Source organism: Micromonospora sp. SL1-18 (assembly GCF_047921505.1).
GTDB lineage: Bacteria > Actinomycetota > Actinomycetes > Mycobacteriales > Micromonosporaceae > Micromonospora.
In genome coordinates this window covers 1-20829 of the sequence record NZ_JBLROA010000052.1, presented here as the reverse complement: position 1 = coordinate 20829, position 20829 = coordinate 1, and the positions used below count along the sequence as shown (strand labels likewise).

Below are 20829 nucleotides of genomic sequence, written 5' to 3'. Positions count from 1 at the left end.
CGCTCAGCGGGCCTTCTTCGTCGCCCGTTTGCGGGGTGGGGTCAACAGGTCGGCGATCGCCGCGATCGCGGATGGCACGAGGCGGTAGTACGCCCAGACGCCACGCTTCTCGCGTTCGAGGAGGCCGGCCTCGGTGAGGATCCGGAGGTGATGACTCACGGTCGGCTGGGAGAGACCGAGCGGCGCGGTGAGGTCACTCACGGACGCCTCGCCTTCGGGAGCGGACTGGATCAGACTGAGCAGTCGCAGCCGGGCGGGGTCGGCGACCGCCTTCAGTACTCCCGCGAGCCGTTCGGCATCGGCACGTCTAATCGGCTCGCCAGCAAGCGGCGAGATGGCAGGTGCAGCAGTTTTCGCAGTTCTCACGCCTCCATCGTTGCACCAAACCGATCGATACGCCGGTCGAATCAGGACCCGATCACCGTCAATTTTCAGGCAGGGAGCCGTGTTGACCTGTCCCGGCCGTGTCCGCGGCCGGATGAGGGAGTGTCGGCCCCCGCACGACGGGGGACCGGGGGACAGGCAGCACTGGCGGGTGGGTCGGCCGGTGGGGAGCAGGTCGGTGAGGAGCTTGGTGGCTTGTGGCAATCCTCCGGGCAGCCAACCACCGTGGAGCTCGGCGAGGAGGGGCGCAGCCTACGTCACACCCACCGCCAGCCCCCGCAGCATCGATGGCATCTGTAGATGTAAACATTTTTTATTAATAAATCTTGCCATCGACGTTTATCTCGCATAGCCTGCGGTGGGCAGACGCTTTCGCTGCGGGTGCTGCAAGCCCGATCGCTACCCATGGCCGTAAGGCAGGAGGAATCGTGCCTGAGCAGATCCGCGGGATATCCCGCCGCACCGTTCTCAAGGCAACCGCCGTCGGTGGAGCCGCCGCCCTCCCGCTGTCGCTGGCAGGTCCCGCCTCAGCCGGCATCGGCGCCCCCCGGGTGGTGAAGTCCCCCGACGGGCGGTTGCTGGTCAAGGTCTTCCACACGCCCGCAGGCCTGTTCTGGTCCGTCGTGCACGACAACGTCGAGGTTGTACTGCGTTCACCACTGGGTCTGCGGATGGTGGGCGAGGGGGAGCCACTCGGCGCGGGCGCTAGGCTGCTCGACGGAGCCCTCACCGCGTCATCCGGCTCGTGGGCGCCACCGTACGGGCGGTTCGCGGAGCTGAGCACCGATCACCGCGAACTCAACCTCGTCTTCTCCGACGAGGAACGCGGGATCGACTTCCAAATCGTCGCCCGTGCCTACAACCAGGGCGCTGCAATCCGGTTCGTATTGCTGCGTGCACCCAAGGCTGCCCTATGGATCGACGGGGAAACCACCGAGTACAGGTTGCAGCCCGGCTCCCTCGTGTGGGCCAGCCGCGATGAAAGCGACTACTCTCGTGTCCCCGCCCACGCGATTCCCCAGACCAGCAACGGCGTGAGCGATGTCGGCCGCCTCGCCGACATACCCGTCACGGTCGAAGTGCCCAGCGGGGCCCGAATCAGCCTCGCCGAATCCGCACGTGAGCACTACCCGCGGTTGCTGCTGTCATCGGTCGTGGGCGCACAGGACACCCTCGGGGCGTACCTTGCCACGTCAGCCCAGCGCGGTGGCGGGCCCTCCAGCTCGTCTTTCCTGGTCGCGTTGCCCTTCGAGACCCCGTGGCGCACGGTCACCGTGGGCGCCAACGCCTCCGAACTGGCGAACAACGCCGACCTCGTTACCCTTCTCGGCCGGCCCAACATCCTCGGCGACACATCGTGGATCCGGCCCGGGAAGGCCTTCCGCACCGGTCTCAGCACGCTGGCCGGCATCCAGGGCGTAGACTTCGCCGTCGCACGCAATCTCCAGTACGTCCACTTTGACGCGGGCTAGTACGGCCCGGAGGGCAGCAGCAACTCCGACGCCACGAAACCCATCGACGCCCTCGACCTGCAGCAGGTCATCGCCTACGGCAAGGAACGTGGTGTAGGCATCACGGTTTATGTCAACCGCATCGCTGCGGAACGGCAGCTCAATCAGATCGTCGAGCTGTACCAGCAATGGGGAATCTCCGGCATCAAGTTCGGCTTCCTGCGCGAAGGCACCCAGCAACAGAACGACTGGATCTTCGAGGCGATCCGCCGGTTCGGCGAGGGTAAACTCCTGGTCAACGCGCACGACAACCTGCGGCCGGCTGGGCTGGAACGCACGCTGCCCAACTACATCACACTGGAAGGTGTACGGGGCAACGAGAATTTCCCGACGGCACGCCACAACGTCGCCCTGGCCCACACCCGCAACCTCAACGGGCCGATGGACGCTACGATCTGCTATCTCCAACCCCGGCTGAAGACGACGTCGGCGCACCAGCTCGCCATGGGTGCTGTCTTCTATTCATCCCTCTCCTGGCTGTACTGGTACGCGCCTCCCACACAGTTCCTCAACGGCCCCTCCGAACTGTCATGGTTCGACGCGTTGCCGACCACATGGGACGAAAGTTGCGCAGTCGGCGGGGACGTCGGCCAGCACGTCGTCATGGCTCGCCGGAAGGGAGATGTCTGGTACACGGGAGCCATGACCGATCAAACGGCACGGGTTGTGGACCTGCCGCTGGATTTCCTCGGAGACGGCACCTGGAGCGCTCATTGTTATGCCGACGGAACACCGAGCGCCGACCCGCGCGCAACGCCGGTCGTGGAAAGCACTAGGCAAGTCACAGCATCGGACGTCCTGCAGCTCACGCTGGCACCGTCCGGTGGGCAGGCGATTCGCTTCGAACGCGCCTGAGACGCCGGGTGGGGCCGGCGTGAGTCGTCATCGATCGGGGCGTGGGGATGCCGTGGGCTCCCGCAGCCGCAGCGACGGACTGATGACTACCCGATGCACGGGACGCCTCGGACGGGGAATTCATCCTCTCCCGGCGGTCCCCGCCGGCTCCGGTGGCCGGATTGTGAGCAGCCCTTGACGCTCGCGTCGCGATCGGAAAGAGTGGCCCGAGGTCATACCACAATGGATTGGGCCTCCGGTGGGGCGGTCTGGCCGAAGGCCACACGTGTTGCATCCCGACGTTCTCGACGTTCACGAGGAGAGCATCATGACCCGCACCCCCCGACTGCTGGCGTTATTCGCCAGCCTCTGCACCCTGCTCGCGTTAACGCTGGCCACACCCACCGCGGCGGGGGCCTCCACCGACGACGACCCCTGCCCCTGGGTCGGCTCGTCGGCCTCACCCGACGAACGGGCGCATCAGGTGCTGGCGCGGATGACGCTGGATGAGAAGATCACCATGCTCGGCCTGACCGCCAGCCCGGACGGCTACCAGAACCATTTCCCCGCCATCCCGCGGCTGTGTATCCCACGGCTCATACTTCAGGACGGTCCCGCCGGCGTCGCCGGCGGCTTCCGCGGCGTGACCCAGCTACCCGCACCCATCGGCGTGGCCGCATCGTGGGACCGCTCGGTCGCGGCACGGTACGGACACATCCAGGGCAGCGAGTCGTGGGGCAAGGGCATCCACGTCGCCCAGGGCCCGAACGTCAACATTGCCCGGGTGCCGCAGAACGGCCGGACGTTCGAGGCGTACGGCGAGGACCCGCACCTCGTCTCGCAGATCGCCGTCGCCAACATCAAGGCGATCCAGGCGACCGGGGCGATGGCCGACATCAAGCACCTGGCCGCCAACAACCAGGAGAGCAATCGCCTGTCGATCAATGAGCACATCGACGAGCGCACGCTGCGGGAGATCTACTTCCCCGCCTTCGAGGCCGGCGTACGCGACGGCGACGTGGCGACCGCGATGTGCGCGTACAACCAGATCAACGGCGACTACTCCTGCGCGAACTCGAACCTCATGAGCGACCTGTTCAAGAACGAGTACGAATTCGCTGGCTTCATCCGGTCGGACTTCGGCGCGGTCCACGACGTGGCCGCCTCCTACAACGCCGGCATGGACCAGGCCAAGCCCCAACACAACGCCGAGCTGAAGGCCGCCGTGCTGGCGGGTACGGTGCCGATGCCGCGCATCGACGACGCCGTGCGGCGGGTGCTCCGGGAGATGTTCCGGTTCCACCTGTTCGACCACCCGCCGACCGGCAACCCGAACACGGTGGTGACCTCACCGGAGCACGCGGCGGTCGCCCGCGACCTTGCCGAGCAGGGAACGGTGCTGCTCAAGAACGCGGACGCCACGCTGCCCCTGCGCACCGAAGCCACCCACTCGATCGCGGTGATCGGGGCGGACGGCGGTGACGGCGCGTACACCGCAGGCGGTGGGAGCTCGCATGTGATCCCGCCCTACGTCGTGACCCCGTACGACGGCATCAAACAACGCGCGGGCGGCGGCACGCAGGTGACGTACACGCCGGGCGGCTCCCAGGGGGCGCCGGCCATCCCGTCCAGCGCGCTCACCCCGCCGTCGGGCAGCGGGAACGGGCTACTCGGTCGGTACTACAACAACGAGAACCGCTCTGGCTCGCCGGTGCTCACCCGTACCGATCCCAATATCGACTTCACCTGGGGGACCGGCAACAACGCCGTGTCGCCCGGGCCCGGTGTGAACGCCACGCACTGGTCGGCGGAGTGGACCGGCACGCTGACCGCGGCGGAGACCGGCGTGTACACCTTCACACTGAACAGTGACGACGGCAGTTGGCTCTACCTGGACGGCAAGCTGGTCATCGACAACGGCGGCAACCATGGGCCCCGGACGCGTAAGGGCACGATCTCCCTGGTCGCCGGGCAGAAGTACCAGCTCAAGGTCGACTACTTCAACGCCATCGGAGGCGAGCAGGTGCACCTCGGCTGGCAGCCGCCGGGCACGGGCCAGTACGCCGAGGCCGAGCAGGCAGCGAAGGACGCCGATGTCGCAATCGTCTTCGCCAACGACGTGGAAAGCGAGGGCACGGATCGACCCAACCTTTCCCTCCCCAATGACCAGGACGGCGTGATCGACGCGGTCGCCGAGGCGAACCCGAACACGATCGTGGTGCTCCACACCGGCAGCGCCGTGACGATGCCGTGGCTGGACAAGGTCAAGGCCGTGGTCGAGGGCTGGTACGCCGGCCAGGAGGACGGCAACGCCATCGCGGCGGTGCTGTTCGGGGACGTGAACCCCTCGGGCAAGCTGCCGTTGACGTTCCCGAAGGACGAGTCGGACACCCCTGCGCACACGCCGCAGCAATGGCCCGGCGTGGATGGCCAGGCGTACTACTCCGAGGGCCTGCACGTTGGGTACCGCTGGTACGACGCCCAGGACATCGAGCCGCTGTTCCCCTTCGGGTACGGCCTGGCGTACACGACCTTCGCGCTCAGCCACCTGGTGGCCGCGCCGAAGCAGCTCTCGGCGGGCGATCACGAGACCGTGAGCATCGACGTCACCAACACCGGCCACCGTGCCGGCGCTGAGGTGGTGCAGCTCTACGTGGAGATGCCGTCCGGCGTTGGTGAGCCGCCCAAGCAGCTCAAGGGTTTCCAGAAGGTGTCGCTCGGGCCAGGGCAGAAGAAGCGGGTCACCTTCCGGCTCACCCCGCGTGATCTTTCCTACTGGGACACCCGGGCGAAGGGCTGGGTAATGGCGGCCGGTGATTACAAGATCATGGTGGGCACGTCGTCGCGGGACATCGCGGCCAGTGACACGATCCGGGTGAAGAAAGCGATCGGGCCGCGCTACCTGACGGCGACGGCGCCGACGATCGCCATGCCCGGCACGACGGCCACGGCGACTACCGCGTTCACCAACGACAGCGCGTACGCGGTGCACGGCGCCGAACTCACGTTGTCGCATCCGGACGGTTGGGCGGTGAAGCCGAGTTCGCCGGCATCGTTCCAGACCGTGTCACCGGGGCAGACGGTGACCACGACGTGGCAGGTCACGGTGCCGCAGGGCACGACAGCGGACGACTACCAACTGTCCGGGACCGCGGTTTACGAGGCGACCCAGGGTACGACGCGAAGTTCTGATGCGGTGACGGTGACGGTGCCGTACGCCTCACTCGCTGCCGCATACGGCAACGTGGCTACTACGAGCAGGGCTGCGGGTGATGCCTCGGGCAACTTCGACGGGGCCAACAATGCCTACTCCGACGAGGCCCTCGCGAGCGTGGGGCACGCGCCCGGCGCGAAGGTGACCCACGACGGGATCTCGTTCACCTGGCCTGATGCGCCTTCGGGTCGCCCGGACAATACGCTCGCCGCAGGCCAGACCATCGAGGTGTCCGGATCGGGCCAGCGTCTCGGCTTCCTCACTGCCAGCGCCTACGGCGCAGGTAGCGGAACGGGCACCATCTACTACAGCGATGGAACCACTCAGGCATTCACCCTCGGTTCGGGGGACTGGACGGGGAACAAGGCGCCGGATGGTGTCGAGATCGCGGTGACCGCTCCCGATTGGAACCCGCGTGCCGGTCACCCGACCCAGCACCGCAACGTGAACGTCTATTACAGCTCCGTCCCGCTCGACCCGCGAAAGACGGTGGCCGCGGTGACGTTGCCGAAGGTGAGCTCCGCGCCGGCGGTGAACGTCACCTCGCTGCATGTCTTCGCGATGTCGATCGGTTCCTGAACGATGCTGGTCTGGCCGCTCAACGAGCAGCTCAGATGTTTCGTCGCCTTTGATCGCTCCCGTGCGAGGAGGGTACGGTGATTCGTACCCGTGGGCATCACGCCGGGCGGGACGGTTACCGCGGGCGGTGCCACGTTCACCTGGCCGGATGTCCCAGCCGGGCAGCCGGACAACGCGGTGGCCAGCGGGCAGACGATCGCGGTGTCCGGGTCGGGCAGCACGCTGGGGTTCTTGGGCACTGGGTGAACGGGGCGTTCAGCGGCATCGGAACGGTCTACTACACCGACGGGACCACGCAGTCGTTCACGATCGGGTTCACTAACTGGACGAACGGGACGCCGCCGGCCGGTGGTGACCTGGTGGCGAAGACTTCATATCTCAATGCCCAGTCCGGGCGGCGTGTCGCGGCGCGGTATCTGTACGCGGTGTTCGTGCCACTGGCGGCGGGCAGGACCGTCCAGGCGGTGCGACTCCCGACGGCTGGCTCAGGAGAGAGACCGGCATCCGCCTCTTCGCCATAGCGACAAGATGAATACCATCCCCGCGCGCGGGCCCTCGATACGGCACGACCGTGCTCAGGCAAGATGTGTCGAGGGCCCGCAGCGGGAGCCGCAATTCTGTTTATGCGCTTCGGTATAGCTTGGTGATGGTGAATTCGCGGTGTCCGAGCGATTCGGCGGCGGTCAGGCGGCCGTTGATCGTACGCTCGACGAGGTCGATGAGCTGGTCACCGGCCTCTTCCACGGACTGGCCACGGGTCAGCAGGCCGGAGCAGTCGACGTCGATGTGGTCGGACATCGACGCGGCGGTCTTCGGGTTTGCGGTGATCTTGATTACGGGTTGGATGGGGTTGCCGATGACGTTGCCCTGTCCGGTGGGGAACAGGTTGAGGACGCCTCCGCCGGCGGCCATCAGGGTGACGCACTCGGCTGCGGCGGAGGAGGTGTCCATGAAGTGGAGTCCGGGTCGTTCCGGAGCTTCGGCGGGTGCCAGTGCGCCCACGATGGGTGCGGTGCCGGTCTTGACGATGTTGCCCAGTGCCTTTTCCTCGATGGTCGACAGGCCGCCGGCGATGTTGCCCTGGGTGGGTTGGGATCCCAGCAGGTTGGCGCCGGTCGCCTCGATCATCGCGATGTAGTCGTCGTAGAACCCTTGGAAGCGGGCGCGGACCTCGTCGTTGATGCAACGTTCGGCGATCAGGTGTTCGCCGCCGGTCAGTTCGCTGGTCTCTCCGAAGATCATTGTGCCGCCGGCGTCGACCCATCGGTCACTCAGGTACGCCGTGATCCGGCATGAGCCCAGTCCGGTGGTCGTGTCGGATTCGCCGTCCTTGGTGGTCAGGAGGATCTCCGAGCGTTCGACCGGTTCCCGGGTCAGTTCGCTGGCGTCCTGGAGGTACTGCTTGGCGAGCCGCGACGCCCGCTCGATGATCTTCAGGTCTCCGGATCCCTCGATGGAGAACCCCTCGACCGGTTTGCGGGTCTTGGCGATGCCCTCCACGATGCGGTTGGTCCAGTTCGGCTCGATGCCGATCACGATCACGGCCGCGACGTTCGGGTTCGCGCCCACGCCGATGAGGGTGCGGAAGGTGAGGTCCAGGTCATCGCCGAACTGCAGGCGTCCGAAGGCGTGCGGCAGGGCCAGCGTTCCCGGGACGAGGGAGGCGATGCCCTCCGCCGCCGCGTTCGACAGGTCGTCCACGGGAAGGATGGCGACGTGGTTGCGGATACCGACCGATCCGTTGGGCCGGCGGTAGCCGGTCAGGCGACGCTGTTCTGCCACCGGGCACTCCTCACGTTGTGGGTGTGAACGTAGTCACCCTTGCTGATGTCGGCGCTCGCGATGCCAATGCGCAGCCCGTACTCGATGACATCGTCGCCGGCGGCGACGGCCCGCAGTGCCACCTTGTGCCCCAACGGGATCGACGCGGTGACGTCGATCGCCGCGGGTGCGCTGTCATCGAGGTAACCCACGTGGGCCTGCCCCGGCTCGACGTCCTTCACGGCTACGGCCACAGCATCACCGTCCAGGTGCGCTAAAAAATCCGGATTCGTGTCTGCCATCCCTGTCCCCATGATCGCGGTAAGTGGTCTGACCTCCGTCAGAATGACCTACACTAGCTTGCATGTCAACGGCGGATTGGAATGCCATGACAGCTACGGATCAGGGGCTGCGTGGCGGCGCCAGCGGCCTGCTTGGCACGCTGTCGGTCAAGGGGGCCTGAACTCGCGTCCGAGGCGAGATTCTTGGCGTACTCAGAGAGCGGCGCCTGAAGCCAGGTGACCAGCTTCCGCCCGAGCGCGAACTCGCGGCCACGCTGCGCGTGAGCCGGCCGTCAGTGCGTGAAGCCGTTCGGTCCCTTGAGGCAGAAGGCGCACTCGTCGTCAAACACGGTGAGGACGTCTTCGTCGCCGAGCCGCCATCGCAGCGCCAGCTGAGAGCAGCCATGGCCGCGCTGGATCACGGCCTCATCCCTTGACCGCGCCGGCGGTCATGCCGCTGACGAAGTAGCGCTGGAGCAGCACGTACGCGATCACCATCGGCGTTGACGAGATGATCACACCGGTGAAGAGCAGCGGGTACTCGGTGAGGAACTCACCGGTGAACGACAGCAGCGCCAGCGGCAGGGTCCGCTTCTCCGGCGACTGGATGAACAGCAGCGGGTACAGCAGTTCATTCCAGTGGATGACGAAGAGGAAGATCGCCGTCGCGGCGATAGACGGCATCGACAGCGGCAGCACCACAGACCGGTAGGTACGCCAGGGCCCGGCCCCGTCGATCGAGGTCGCCTCGTAGATCTCGCGTGGCAGGGTACGCATGAATCCACCGAGGATGAACACCGCTACCGGGAGCCCCGTGACGATGTTGATCAGGACCAGCCCGGTCAGGCTGTCGAGTAGACCCAGACGGTCGAAGAGCACGTACTGCGGGATCATGTTCGCCTGCGCCGGCACCGACATGCCGAGCACCAGGAACCCGAAGATCAGCCAGCCGCGCCAGCCCGGGATCCGGGCCGTGCCGTACGCGGCGAGGCTCGCCAGGAACAGGGTGATGGTGACCGAGCAGGCGGTCACGATCGCGCTGTTGACGAACGCGTGGTCGAGGTGTTTTTCCCCTAGTACCGTCGAGTAGTTGTCGAACGAGAGGTGCGACGGCGGCGTGAACGGGTTGGCGAACAGCTCCGGGGTGCTCTTGAAGGAGCCGAGGAGCACGACCAGGAGTGGCGCCAGGATCAGCACCGCGTAGACGGCGAGGATGGCGCGGCGGCCGAGCTGGTCTCGCATGTCGGTCTCCTTAGACGTCTTTCCGGCTGGTGCGGAGCGCCCAACGTTGCGCCAGGGTGACGACGGCGATCACCGCCATGAACACCACCGACTCCGCGGCGGCGTAGCCGAACTCGGAGTTGGCGAAGGAGGTGTAGATCCGCGTCGAGAGGATGTCGAGCGACTGGCGCGGCGGATTACCGCCGAGACCGACGATCAGGTCGAACGCCTTGAACGACTGGATGGTGGTGTATGCGACCACGATCGCGGTGGCCGGGGCGATCATGGGCCAGGTCAGGTGGCGGAACACCTGCCACTTCGACGCCCCGTCCATCTCCGCCGACTCGTACAGCTCAACGGGGATCGACTGCAGTCCGGCGATGTAGACGACCATCAGCTGCCCGGTGTGGAACCACACCTGGGTGAGCGCTACCCAGTAGATCGCGAACGTCGAGTTGCCGAGGTACGACGACTGCAACCCGTCGAGCCCCACCGCCTCGAGCGTCTTGTTCAGCAGCCCGTAGTTCGGGTCGTACATGAACCGCCACACGAAGGCGACCGAGACCGAGGAGAGGATGGTGGGAAGGAAGTACAGCGCCCGCAGGAAGATCGAGGCGCGGGTGTTCTTCACCAGGAAGATCGCCAGCAGCAGCGACAGGAACGTCTGCAGCATCACCACGACGAGCATGAACCGGAGATTGTTGCCCAGCGCGTTGCTGAACAGGTCGTCGTTGGTCGCCAGCTTGGTCAGGTTCGCGAGCCCCACGTTCTGGTAGTCGAGGCTGAACCCGTCCCAGTCGGTACCCGCGTACTGCAGCGCGTTCACCACCGGCACGACGAAGAAGATCACGTAGAGCACCACAGCCGGCAGCGGGAACAGGTACAGCGCAGCATGTGTCCAGGGCCTACCGCCGCGACGCTTCCGCCCCGACCCGGCGCCGTCCGCACCGATCTGCCGGTTGGCACCGGCCGCATCCGTCGTGACGCCGGATGCGGTGACCGTCATCTCTTTCACCTTTGGGTACCTTCCCGGGAAGGAGCACGGCGGCGGTACGTGCGGGCGCCGGTCCCGCCGCCGTGCGGACAGTTCAGCCGATGCGCTGCTGGACGATACGCTGCGCCTTCTCCGCCGCCTGCGCTGGCGACGCACCGGCGACCACCTCGATGCAGGCGCCTTCGACGGCGTTGCGGATGTCGAGGTCCTTGAACTGGAAGCGCGGCGCCAGCAGCGTCTTCTTCGTCAGCCACGGCGATGTCGCGTCCAGGTCCGGGTTGGTGTACTTGACGTCGTTGAGCGTCAGGTGCTGCACGGTGCCGTTGGCGTAGGTCGACGCCGGGTCGGACTGCGAGAGGAAGTCCAGCCACGCGAGTGCGGTCGCCTTGTTGTCCGAGGCGGTGTTCACGCCCAGGATGAACGTGGCGTTGTGGATGCCCTCGTGCTTCATCTTGTCGGCGCTGACCGTGATCGGTGAGACCAGGTCCACGGGGAACTTGGCGCCCTGCGCGCGTACCGCCACGATGTGGAACGAGCCGGTGGCGAGCATCGCCGCCTTGCCCTGCGCGAACATCTGCTGCGCCGGCTCCACGGCGGTACCGGTCGAGTTCGGCTGGAAGTACGGCCGCATCTGCTCGTACTGCTTCAGGGTCTGCAGGTACCAGTCATCGGTGCACTTGTACTCGCCCTTTTCGATCTTGGCGCACATGTCGTCCGACGGCGCGTTGTTCATCACCATCGAGTTGAACAGGTGCCCCGCGTTGGCGACCTCGCCGCCTGGCCAGGCGAGGGGCGCGAAACCGGCCGTCTTGAGCTTGTCGCACATCGCGAGCCAGCCGTCCCAGTCCTTCGGCAGCTCGGTCACGCCGGCCTTGTCGAGCGCGTCCTTGTTGACCACCGGCATGTTGAACACGAGCTGGTACGGCAGGCCGTATTGCTTGCCGTCGCTGCTGCCCGGCTCGATGAGGTTCTTGTTGTACCGCTTCACGAGGTCCTGGTCGGACAGGTCGGCGTACAGGCCGGCCTTGACCATGTCCACGAACTGCGCGCCGCGGAACGCGACGAACGCGTCGCCGACGTTACCGCTGCGGATCTTCTGCAGAGCCGTGGACTGGTAGTCGTTGGACGGGGCGATGTCCTGCTTCACCGTGACCCCGGAGTGCTGCTTGGCGAAGTCCGCGATCACCTGGTCGAAGACTTTCTGGTCCTCGGCGCGCCAGTGGGCGAAGGAGATGTCGCCCTTGACGGGGCCGGTGGGCAGCTTCTCCTTACCGCCGCCGGCCTTCGAGCCACCGCCGGGACCGCCACAGGCGGCCAGGGGAACAGCGGCGCTGGCGAGCCCGAGCGCCATGAGCAGACCTCGCCGGGTCACCTGGGGTATGGGGTGGTGCGTCATGATTCCTCCTTGAGGGGCGTGGGCGGGGCTACCACTCCACGACGGGGATGCCGACGAGGTCGGCGGCGGTACGCAACTGGGGCCGGACGTCCCGGAAGCCGAGCACGGTGTGGTGCGGGAAACCACCCGTGACCAGGTTGTGCACCGCTTGGCGGGCGGGCACGTCCAGGCGTACGGCGGCGGTGTTGCCCTGGAACCGGTTGGGTTCGGGCAGCGACTCACCGGCGGTGAGGAGGAGCCGGAGGCCGGACGGCTGGTCAGGGTCCTCGGTGAGGCGGGCGACGATCACCGGTCCGGTGCGTAGCGGGAAGTTGCCGGCGACCCCGAGGCGCCGGTTGCAGTGCACGTACTGTCCCGCGTCGCTCGGGTCGGCGGCGAGCGCCGTTGCCGCCGATCCGCAGTGCCAGAACCGGACGATGTCGTTCTCCTCGTCCAGGTCGACGGTGTCGACGAGGTAGCTCATCCCGGCACCGAGGGACTGCAGCAGCAGCATCGTCACGGCGCCGTACACATCCCGCTCGCACGTGGTCGGCGTGCCGAGGTCGGCGACCCGGGACAGCGACGAGCAGGGGCAGGCGCCGAGCTGGGTGGGGAACTCCGGCCAGCAGCGGACCGCGACGGCGGCCAGCGCGGACTTCCCGGTCCACGCCTGTAGCGTGGTGGTGATGCTCGCCGACGTGGTCACCTGCTCGCGGTCCAGCGTCTTCAGGCTGGGCTGCGCCTGCTCTGCGCGGGTCACCTCCTGCTCGGCCTCGGCCGGGTCGACGTCGCGTACGCGGTCGAGGAAGCTCTCGACCGGGAACTCCTCGACGGTGAGGCCGAAGAGCCGGTCCAGCAGGGCCGGGTCGTACTCGCTGGGGGTGAACCCGGCAGGCGCCTCGCCGATCAGCCCGATCCGCTGGCCGCGCAGCGAGGCCAGGGCGGCGCGTACGGCCTCGGTGTCGGCGCGTTCGCCGGGTCGCACAGGCAGCGCCTCGACCTGGGGAAGCTCGCCGCGCAGGGAGGCGCGCAGGGTCTCCCGTACCTCTGGCTGGTCCGGGTGGCCGTACAACAGCCGCACCGCACCGCCCTCTCGGACGAGGGCGTGCCCGAAGAGGTTGGCGCCGCAGAGGGAGTTCAGCCAGAGCCGGTCACCCACGGGGCCGGGCTCGTGGAACGTCCATAGCAGGACGGGCTTGTCCAGGTCGCGGTAGAGCCGCAGCGCCGGGGTCGCGTCCGAGAAGGAGGCGCATACGTTGACCACGAGGTCGGCCGAGGGGTCGATCCAGGCGGTTGCCGCCTCGACGTCCTCGGGCGTCATCACCAGGTCGACCGGGCCGGACACCTCGGCGCCCAGCTCGACCAGTGCGGTACGCGCCGCGTCGGCCAGGCTGCGTGCGACGTCGACCCGGAAGGTCGGGCGTGCCGTCGGGATCATCACCACGCGTGCCATGTCGGGCTCCTCCTTGTTGACGAATGCCTGGACGACCGCAGGTGTGACCGAAGCTCGGGTGGCGGTGTGGTGGCCCGGCGGGCAGCGGGTGCTGTCACGTGGTCTCCCTCTGGCGGCGCGACCGGCTTGGAGGCTCGCCCTACCTGAACGGTTCGGGACGCAGTCGTAGCCGGGGGTGGTGTCGGCCCGTCGTCGCAGGTTCTGCTCATATCGAACGGCCGGTTGTTGTCCGACACGCTCTTCGTGATGCACGTGTTACGTGTTACCCGGGATGCGCTTGTGGCAAGGTTAACAAGAGATTTTGGAAAGTCAACAAACCTTGTGTAGCATCCCGCTTTACGGAAAGGGGACCGAGGTGCTGGAAGACGGCCTGCGGTACAACTCGGCGCCGGCGCGCCGCCAACGGATCGTCAGCGCGTTGCGCACGAGCGGGTTCCTCTCGGTGTCAGAGCTCGCCCAGGCGTTGAGCGTCAGCGACATGACCGTGCGTAGGGACCTCCGGATCCTCGCTGAGCAAGGTGAAGTCCGCATGGTCCACGGTGGCGTCAGCCTGCCGCACGGCACGTTGCAGACCCCCAGCTTCATCGCGAGGGCTGGCGAGCAAGCCGGTCGCAAGCGCCGGATCGCGCTCCGCGCGGTCGAGCTGCTGCAGCCCGACGAGGTGATCGTCGTCGACGCCGGGACGACCACCTACGAGTTCGCGACCTCGCTCCCGGAGACCTTCGGGGGGGCCGTGGTGACCCATTCCGTACCGCTCGTCTCCCACCTGCTGCACCGCCCAGGGATCAGGGTCATCGGGCTCGGCGGTGAACTGCACGCACTGAGCCAGGCGTTCGTCGGCACGATGACGGTGCAGGCGGCCCGGCGGCTTCGGGTTCGAACGGCCTTCATGGGTGCGGCGGCGATCGACTCGGAAGGGATATACGTGCACGCGGACATCGAGCGGGAGACCAAGCTCGCGTTGATGGATATCGCGGACACCGTCGTACTCCTGGCCGACCACGACAAGTTCCAGCGGTTGGCCCCGATCCGCCTCTGCGAACTGGGCCGGGTCGACCGGCTGGTCACGGACGCGTTCCCGGCGCCGAAGGTGGCGGAGCGCCTCGCGTCCCACGGGGTCGAGATCATCGTGGCGGAGGCGAGTAGCGACCGGGAGTAGCGGCCTGGCCCGAGCCGGTGGTTCTGCGGACGGTGGATGGCCCCCGCCGACGGCCACGAGCCGGGTGGATGTACGCCGCGATCCTGCGCCACTACGGGCTGTCCAGCAGGCCGACGATGTGGCCGCGAGAAAGCAGTCTGTTGACTTTCTACAAGCAATGTGTTTGATTTCAAACAGAGAACGTTGTCCTGGATTCCACACCGTCGGAGTCCTGCCGCCGCCGTTGAGGAGGCACTGATGGCGGGCACCGCCTCGCTACCCCGGATCGTCTTCGTCGGGGCCGCCACCTACGACGCCATCACCATCGTCGAGCACTTCCCAGAGCCGAACCAGCGGCAGATCGCCGAGGCGGTCCGATACGCCGGTGGTGGACCGGCGGCCACCGCCGCCGTCGCGGCGTCCCGGCTGGGCGTACCCACCGCGTTCGTCGGCGCGGTCGGCGACGACGAGGAAGGGGAGCGGATCGTCGCGGGCCTGCGCGCCGAAGGCGTCGACGTCTCCGGCTTGCGCGTCGTCGCGGGCCAACCATCGCAGGCGAGCGTGATCGTCATCGACCGTTCCCGCGCGACCCGCGCCATCTGTACCCGCAACGTGCCGCCGCTGGACCCCACCCCCGAGATGGTCGACCAACTGGCCGGAGCCGCGTGGGTCCACGTCGACCACCGCGGCTGGCCGGTGGCCCGCCACCTCCTCGACCGGTTCCCGCCGGACAGCCGGCCTGCCGTCTCCGTCGACGCGGGCAACCCAATCCCCGGCCTCGACCTGCGGGACGTCGAGCTGTACGTGCCCACGGTCGAGGCGCTCGTCGCCCGCTACGGTGAACTGCCCGTCACCGACCTCCTGGGGCGTGCGCTCACGGAGGGCGCACACACCGTGGTGGCCACCCACGGCTCGGCCGGCTCCGTCGCCGCCGGCGACGGTGCGCCGCTGGTGGAGGCACCCGGCCTGCCCGTCGACGTGGTGAGCACCCTGGGCGCCGGGGACGTGTTCCACGGCGCCCTGCTCGCGGCGTGGGTCCGCGACCTACCGCTGCCCGGCTGCCTCCGCTACGCCAACGTGGTCGCCGCACTGTCCTGCCGTGGCGTCGACGGCCGCTCGGCCATCCCGACGCACGACCAGGCACTGTCCGCTCTGGACGGTCTCTTTCCGAATCGACAGGAGTAGCACCTGTGAGTTCAGGCATCCCCACCGCCTCATCGGTACCGGACCTGTCCGTACTGCGCCGTCCGTCTGGTGGATACGCCATGCTCGCCATCGACCAGCGCGAGGCGATGCGCGCCATGTTCGCCGAGCACCAGTCGGAGCCGGTCGGCGACGAACAGGTGACCGCGTTCAAGCTCGCCGCCGCCCGCATCCTCACGCCGTACGCGTCCGCCGTGCTGGTCGACCGGCAGTTCGCGTTCGACCGGGTCGTCGAGGAGCGGGCCGTCGCCCCCGGCTGCGCGCTCATCGCCGCAGCCGACCGGTTCCACCCGGCGCACGGCGAGCTGGTCGGCGAGGTGGACATCGACCCGGACGTGGTGCCTGAGCGGGTACGCCGCCAGGGCGCGGTGGCCGCGAAGCTACTCGTGCTCTACCGGCCCGATACCGACCCCGGTGCGCGGATCGCCATGGTCGAGCAGTTCGCCGACGAGTGCCGCCGGGCCGGGCTGATCAGCATCGTCGAACCGGTGTCCCGCAAGCCGCTCGACGGTCGCGAGTGGGACTGGGACGAGGGCGTACTCGCCGCCGCGAAGGAGCTCGGCGCACGTGGCACCGACCTGTACAAGGCCGAGGTGCCGCTGCGCGGCCAGGGCGACCCGGACGAGATCCGGCGCCGCTGCGCGCAGATCACCGAGGCGGTGGACGGCCCCTGGGTCGTGCTCTCCTCGGGCGTACCCCAGGACGTCTTCCCCGACGCCGTCCGGCTCGCGTGCGCCGAAGGCGCCTCCGGGTTCCTCGCCGGTCGCGCCGTCTGGGCGTCCTGCATCGGCTCGTCGGACGTGGAGGCCGACCTCACCAACAACGCCGCCGCCCGACTGCGCCGCCTGTGCGAGGTGGTGGACACCGCGATGGCGGGCCGGTCGCGGTGACCGACATGCTGCGCCGGGTCCGGCGGGTACGCCGCGACGGTCGGCACGTCCGGCTCACCGTTGACGCCCACCCCGCCGTGCAACTCCCGGGAATCCCCGGTTGGCTGACCGGTGAGTCGCTGCTGGACCAGGGCGTGGAGACGACCATGCCCAACCTGCCCGACCTGGAGTTGCCGGCGTTGACCACGAAACCGTGGCACGTGGTTGTCTCCTTCGCTGGGCCCCGTACCGTCCGCATCGTCGTGGCACCGGCCGGTGCGCGGGTACTCGACGAGGAACCCACCTGGCTCGGGATCGTCACCGACCCGTGGCCCGACCCGGTCGAACCTTCGGTGGCGGACACCGACGACGCGATCGTGGTTACCGGCGGGCAGGTCGGCGTACGGGTCAGCCGGTTCCCGTTCGCCCTGGCGGTGACCGACGCCGAGGGCCGTGTCGTCCTGCGTACCGCCGAACGGCTGCGCCAGGTCGCCGGGTTCCCCATGGCCCCGCCGGTACTCGGTGGCGGCGAGAGCACCCTGCTGCACTGCGAACTCGGGCCGGACGAGGAGATCACCGGCTTCGGCGAACAGTTCGGCCAGCTGCTCAAGAACGGGCAGGAGCTGCGGCTGCGCGTCGAGGACGCGCTCGGCACCGGAACCGGGATGGCGTACAAGCCCGCCCCGGTCTGGCAATCCTCCGCCGGGTACACCGGTTTCCTCAACACCGGGGCGACGGTCACCGCCGACGTCGGGCACACCCGGCCGAGCGTCCTCGCGCTCGAAGCCACCGACGAGGCACTCGACCTGTACGTGTCCGTTGACCCCGACCCGGCCGTCCGACTCGGCGACTACACCGCGCTGACCGGACGGGGGACACGCCCGCCGCTGTGGGCGTTCGGGTACTGGATGGGCCGCTGCCGGTACCACTCCCGCGAGGAGATGGAGCAGGTCGCGCGGGGCATGGTCGAGCACGGCGTGCCCTGCGACGTGCTGCACCTCGATCCGGACTGGCTGGTCGTGGACCGGCTGAACACCGACTTCGTCTGGAACACCGACCGCTTCGGCGACCGGCGCGAGCTGGTGAAGACGCTGGACGGGTACGGCTGCCGCCTATCGGTATGGGAGGTGCCGTACATCGACCCGGTCTCCCCCCGGTACTCGGAGGCGGAGGCGCAGGGCTACCTCGTCCGCGACGCCTCCGGTGCCGTGGCGCACCTCCGGGGCACCCCCACCCCCGATGGTCGGCCCCGTGCCCTGGTGGATTTCACCAATCCCGCCGCCCGGCGGTGGTGGCAGCAACTGCACGGCGACCTCCTCGACGACGGCGTGGCAGTCTTCAAGACCGACTTCGGCGAAGGGCTGCCCGACGACGTGGCGCTCGCCGACGGCACCCCGCAGCGGCACGCCCACAATCTGTACCCGCTGAAGTACAACGCCGCGGTCAGCGAGGCGATCGCCGAACGCACCGGCCGCGCACCGCTGGTCTGGGGGCGCTCTGGCTGGGCCGGGTCGCACCGCTACCCGGGACAGTGGGGCGGCGACGCCGAGTCCACGGTGGCGGGGATGCGGGCGACCGTCCGGGGTGGGCTGTCGTACGCGCTCTCTGCGCCGGGCTTCTGGAGCCACGACATCGGCGGCTTCTTCGGCCCCGAGCTGACCCCTGGCCTGTACGTGCGGTGGACGCAGTTCGGCGCCTTCTCACCGCTGATGCGCGCTCACGGGCTGCGCCCGCGTGAACCGTGGAAGTTCGGGGAGCGTGTGCTGGCGATCAGCCGCGACTGGATCCGGCTGCGGTACTCGCTACTGCCCTACCTGTGGCAGGTCGCCACCGAGTCGGCGGCGCAGGGCTGGCCGGTGATGCGCCCAGTGTCGCTGCACTATCCCGGCGACCCGGTGGCCGGCGGGCTGGACGGGCAGTACCTGCTCGGCGCCGACCTACTGGTGGTACCCGTCTTCGACGACGGCGACGCGCCGGTGACCCGCCGCCTCTACGTTCCCGAGGGGCGGTGGACGGACCTGCTCACCGGCGACGCGTACGCCGGCCCGTCCTGGCACACCGTCACGGTCCCGCTGGAGTGCATGCCGGTACTCGTCCGCGACAGCGCGGTCATTCCCCGCGTCGACCTGCCCACGACGTTCCGGCGTACCGACGACCTCGTCGGGTCGCCCTGGCAGCTGCACGTCTACGGCGCGGGCGACCGCGAGCTGTCCCTCACCGGCTTCGACGGCACGGATACCTCGGTACGGATCAGCGGCGGTACAGCCGAGGCGACCGGCCGGCAGCCCGTCCGGCAGGAAGTGGTCCGACATGGCTGAGGACGGCGGGACGTGGTCCGGCATGACTGACGATGGCAGGCGGCGATTCGGGATGGTCCACAACGACTGGCGGCGGTCGGCTATGACCGACGACCTCGGTGAGAAGCTCGTCCGGCTGGGCGCGCTTGCCGAGCGCCGAGGGCTCGACACCCTGGTGCTGCGCGAGCAGGCGAGCATAAGCTGGCTCACCGGCGCCCGATCACACGTGCCACAGACGCTCGACACGTCCTGCCTGGACCTCGTCGTCCACTTCGGTGGCGCCGGACCGGCGGGCCCCGGGAAACGTGCGGAAGGCGCCGCGTCGACCGGACGTCCGGCTTCGCTGACCGCCGTCGCCAACGCGATCGAGGCGCCCCGGCTCCGGGACACCGAACTCGCGGACCTTCCCTTGGACTGGACCGTGGTGCCCTGGTGGGAAGACCGGTCCGCGTCGCTGCCCACGGGCGCGTCGGTCGGCTCGGACCGGCCCGGCCCCGACATGGTCGACGTCCGCGCCGACCTCGCCGCCGTACGCCGCCAGCTCACCATCCGCCAGGCGGAGACGCTGGCAGCGGTCTGCGCCGACGCCGCCGCGGCCACCACCGCGGCCATCCGTCGCTGCAGTCTGGGCATGACCGAGTACGAAGCGGCCGGGCTGCTCACCGAGGAGCTGCTCGCCCGAGCGCTGGACCCGGTGGTGCTGATGGTCGCCGCCGACCGGCGGGGCGCGGCACACCGGCATCCGCTCCCGACGACCGCCCCCATCACCGACCGCGTGATGCTGGTCTGCTGCGGTCGCCGCGACGGGCTGATCGCCAGCGTCACCCGGTTCCGCTGCTTCCAACCGCCCACCTCTGCGGAGCGCGACACGTACCGCCGTCTGCTGGAGGTCGAGGCGGCGTTCCTCGACGCCACGCGCGTCGGTACCTCCATCGGGCGGGCGTTCGCCGCCGGTACCGCCGCATATGCCGCGAACGGCTTCGACACCGACGAGTGGCACCGCCACCACCAGGGCGGCTTCTCTGGCTGGCAACCGCGCGAGTACCCCGCTCACTCCGGCTCCACCGACCCGATCACCGACAACAGCGTGGTGGCCTGGAACCCCAGCGGGGAGGGTTGGAAGGTCGAGGACGCGTGCCTCGTCACGCCCGCCGGGCCGCGACTCCTTGTCGAGGACGCCGACTGGCCGACGGTGATCGTCGCTGGCCGGCGCCGTCCGGACCTGTTCACCGGCTGAAGGAGGACCCCGATGTGACCGCCCCAGGCAGCATGCTCATCGACGGAACCTGGTACACCCCGAGCGGGCCACGTGGTTCCTCGGCCTTGGCGGTCTCGCCGCGTGCCTCGAGCTGGGCGAGCGCGTCGGCGTAGCGGTCCGGCTCGCGCTCCAGACGCTCCTGCTCGCGGCGGTTCTCGGCGCAGCCGGTGGTACTCGTCGGTGACGGCGATGTTCATGGTCTGGCCGAGCTTGACGATGGTGCGCCGAGTCGTGTCCAGGCGGGCGCGTGGAATCCAGTTTTGGGCGCGCGTATGGCACGTACGGGGGCTTGACATCGACTTCCAGCTCTACGAAAGTGGCCGGAGGTCATACCAGAAGCGGAATCGAATAACGCTTCTTGCAGAGGGTGGCCAGAGGTCATACCCTCCGCGATCCGTTCACGAGGAGGTCTCGGTGTCCCGAACCATCCGCCAACTCGCCTTGTTGACTTCTGCCT

16 protein-coding genes and 1 pseudogene are annotated in these 20829 nt (G+C 68.4%); 10 read left to right on the top strand and 7 right to left on the bottom strand.

The window, feature by feature from the left end:
- Positions 1-3 precede the first annotated feature (3 nt).
- The gene (locus tag ACNAW0_RS22200) at positions 4-366 is read right to left on the bottom strand and encodes an ArsR/SmtB family transcription factor (protein ID WP_416289876.1); all 363 of its coding nucleotides are present in this window, start codon (positions 364-366) and stop codon (positions 4-6) included.
- Between the two features lie 446 nt (positions 367-812).
- Here ACNAW0_RS22200 and ACNAW0_RS22195 point away from each other — a divergent pair, with 446 nt between their 5' ends.
- The 4 genes and pseudogenes from ACNAW0_RS22195 (at position 813) to ACNAW0_RS22180 (ending at position 6522) form a co-directional block, all read left to right on the top strand.
- A complete protein-coding gene (locus ACNAW0_RS22195; protein WP_416289875.1) occupies positions 813-1856 on the top strand; it encodes a glycoside hydrolase family 97 N-terminal domain-containing protein in 1044 nt (347 codons plus the stop codon).
- 30 nt (positions 1857-1886) lie between these two features.
- Positions 1887-2357 (top strand): annotated as a pseudogene (locus ACNAW0_RS22190) (glycoside hydrolase family 97 catalytic domain-containing protein); the annotation flags it as partial.
- A complete protein-coding gene (locus ACNAW0_RS22185; RefSeq protein WP_416289894.1) occupies positions 2340-2750 on the top strand; it encodes a glycoside hydrolase family 97 C-terminal domain-containing protein in 411 nt (136 codons plus the stop codon). The pseudogene ACNAW0_RS22190 and the gene ACNAW0_RS22185, both read left to right, overlap by 18 nt.
- A gap of 307 nt (positions 2751-3057) precedes the next feature.
- A complete protein-coding gene (locus ACNAW0_RS22180) occupies positions 3058-6522 on the top strand; it encodes a glycoside hydrolase family 3 C-terminal domain-containing protein (RefSeq protein ID WP_416289874.1) in 3465 nt (1154 codons plus the stop codon).
- Positions 6523-7143: 621 nt separating this feature from the next.
- Here ACNAW0_RS22180 and ACNAW0_RS22175 read toward each other — a convergent pair.
- A complete protein-coding gene (locus ACNAW0_RS22175) occupies positions 7144-8304 on the bottom strand; it encodes a UxaA family hydrolase (protein WP_416289873.1) in 1161 nt (386 codons plus the stop codon).
- Entirely contained in the window at positions 8283-8537 is a 255-nt protein-coding gene (locus ACNAW0_RS22170; RefSeq protein ID WP_416289872.1) for a UxaA family hydrolase, read from the bottom strand. The genes ACNAW0_RS22175 and ACNAW0_RS22170 overlap by 22 nt, the downstream gene beginning before the upstream one ends.
- 227 nt (positions 8538-8764) lie before the next feature.
- Between ACNAW0_RS22170 and ACNAW0_RS22165 the strand changes: the two genes are divergently transcribed.
- Positions 8765-9001, top strand: a complete 237-nt coding sequence (locus tag ACNAW0_RS22165; protein ID WP_416289893.1) for a FadR/GntR family transcriptional regulator — start codon at positions 8765-8767, stop codon at positions 8999-9001.
- Here ACNAW0_RS22165 and ACNAW0_RS22160 read toward each other — a convergent pair.
- The 4 genes from ACNAW0_RS22160 to ACNAW0_RS22145 form a co-directional block, all read right to left on the bottom strand.
- A complete protein-coding gene (locus ACNAW0_RS22160) occupies positions 8991-9806 on the bottom strand; it encodes a carbohydrate ABC transporter permease (protein ID WP_416289871.1) in 816 nt (271 codons plus the stop codon). The two genes, ACNAW0_RS22165 and ACNAW0_RS22160, sit on opposite strands and share 11 nt — an antisense overlap.
- Positions 9807-9816: 10 nt before the next feature.
- The gene (locus ACNAW0_RS22155; RefSeq protein WP_416289870.1) at positions 9817-10791 is read right to left on the bottom strand and encodes a carbohydrate ABC transporter permease; all 975 of its coding nucleotides are present in this window, start codon (positions 10789-10791) and stop codon (positions 9817-9819) included.
- An 82-nt stretch (positions 10792-10873) separates the two neighbouring features.
- Positions 10874-12175 carry an ABC transporter substrate-binding protein gene (locus ACNAW0_RS22150; RefSeq protein ID WP_416289869.1) on the bottom strand — a complete coding sequence of 434 codons (1302 nt, stop codon included), beginning with the start codon at positions 12173-12175 and terminating at the stop codon, positions 10874-10876.
- A gap of 28 nt (positions 12176-12203) precedes the next feature.
- Positions 12204-13607, bottom strand: a complete 1404-nt coding sequence (locus tag ACNAW0_RS22145; RefSeq protein ID WP_416289868.1) for a hypothetical protein — start codon at positions 13605-13607, stop codon at positions 12204-12206.
- A 355-nt stretch (positions 13608-13962) separates the two neighbouring features.
- Here ACNAW0_RS22145 and ACNAW0_RS22140 point away from each other — a divergent pair, with 355 nt between their 5' ends.
- The 5 genes from ACNAW0_RS22140 to ACNAW0_RS22120 all read left to right on the top strand — a co-directional run bounded on the left by ACNAW0_RS22140 (position 13963) and on the right by ACNAW0_RS22120 (position 20351).
- Complete coding sequence (locus ACNAW0_RS22140; protein ID WP_416289867.1) at positions 13963-14766, top strand: DeoR/GlpR family DNA-binding transcription regulator; 804 nt, start codon at positions 13963-13965, stop codon at positions 14764-14766.
- A gap of 237 nt (positions 14767-15003) precedes the next feature.
- Positions 15004-15930, top strand: coding sequence for a carbohydrate kinase family protein (locus ACNAW0_RS22135; RefSeq protein ID WP_416289866.1), 927 nt, complete (start codon positions 15004-15006; stop codon positions 15928-15930).
- Positions 15931-15935: 5 nt separating this feature from the next.
- Positions 15936-16838, top strand: a complete 903-nt coding sequence (locus tag ACNAW0_RS22130) for a hypothetical protein (RefSeq protein ID WP_416289865.1) — start codon at positions 15936-15938, stop codon at positions 16836-16838.
- Positions 16839-16843: 5 nt separating this feature from the next.
- Positions 16844-19135 carry a TIM-barrel domain-containing protein gene (locus tag ACNAW0_RS22125; protein WP_416289892.1) on the top strand — a complete coding sequence of 764 codons (2292 nt, stop codon included), beginning with the start codon at positions 16844-16846 and terminating at the stop codon, positions 19133-19135.
- 82 nt (positions 19136-19217) lie between these two features.
- Positions 19218-20351 carry a M24 family metallopeptidase gene (locus ACNAW0_RS22120; RefSeq protein WP_416289864.1) on the top strand — a complete coding sequence of 378 codons (1134 nt, stop codon included), beginning with the start codon at positions 19218-19220 and terminating at the stop codon, positions 20349-20351.
- The last annotated feature ends 478 nt before the right edge of the window (positions 20352-20829 follow it).

Excerpts from the sequence above, each read along its gene's own strand:
- ACNAW0_RS22185 (WP_416289894.1), top strand. The coding sequence starts at position 2,340 with ATGGGTGCTGTCTTCTATTCATCCCTCTCCTGGCTGTACTGGTACGCG.
- ACNAW0_RS22180 (WP_416289874.1), top strand. The coding sequence starts at position 3,058 with ATGACCCGCACCCCCCGACTGCTGGCGTTATTCGCCAGCCTCTGCACC.
- ACNAW0_RS22160 (WP_416289871.1), bottom strand. The coding sequence starts at position 9,806 with ATGCGAGACCAGCTCGGCCGCCGCGCCATCCTCGCCGTCTACGCGGTG.
- ACNAW0_RS22155 (WP_416289870.1), bottom strand. The coding sequence starts at position 10,791 with ATGACGGTCACCGCATCCGGCGTCACGACGGATGCGGCCGGTGCCAAC.
- ACNAW0_RS22150 (WP_416289869.1), bottom strand. The coding sequence starts at position 12,175 with ATGACGCACCACCCCATACCCCAGGTGACCCGGCGAGGTCTGCTCATG.
- ACNAW0_RS22145 (WP_416289868.1), bottom strand. The coding sequence starts at position 13,607 with ATGGCACGCGTGGTGATGATCCCGACGGCACGCCCGACCTTCCGGGTC.
- ACNAW0_RS22135 (WP_416289866.1), top strand. The coding sequence starts at position 15,004 with ATGGCGGGCACCGCCTCGCTACCCCGGATCGTCTTCGTCGGGGCCGCC.
- ACNAW0_RS22125 (WP_416289892.1), top strand. The coding sequence starts at position 16,844 with ATGCTGCGCCGGGTCCGGCGGGTACGCCGCGACGGTCGGCACGTCCGG.
- ACNAW0_RS22120 (WP_416289864.1), top strand. The coding sequence starts at position 19,218 with ATGACCGACGACCTCGGTGAGAAGCTCGTCCGGCTGGGCGCGCTTGCC.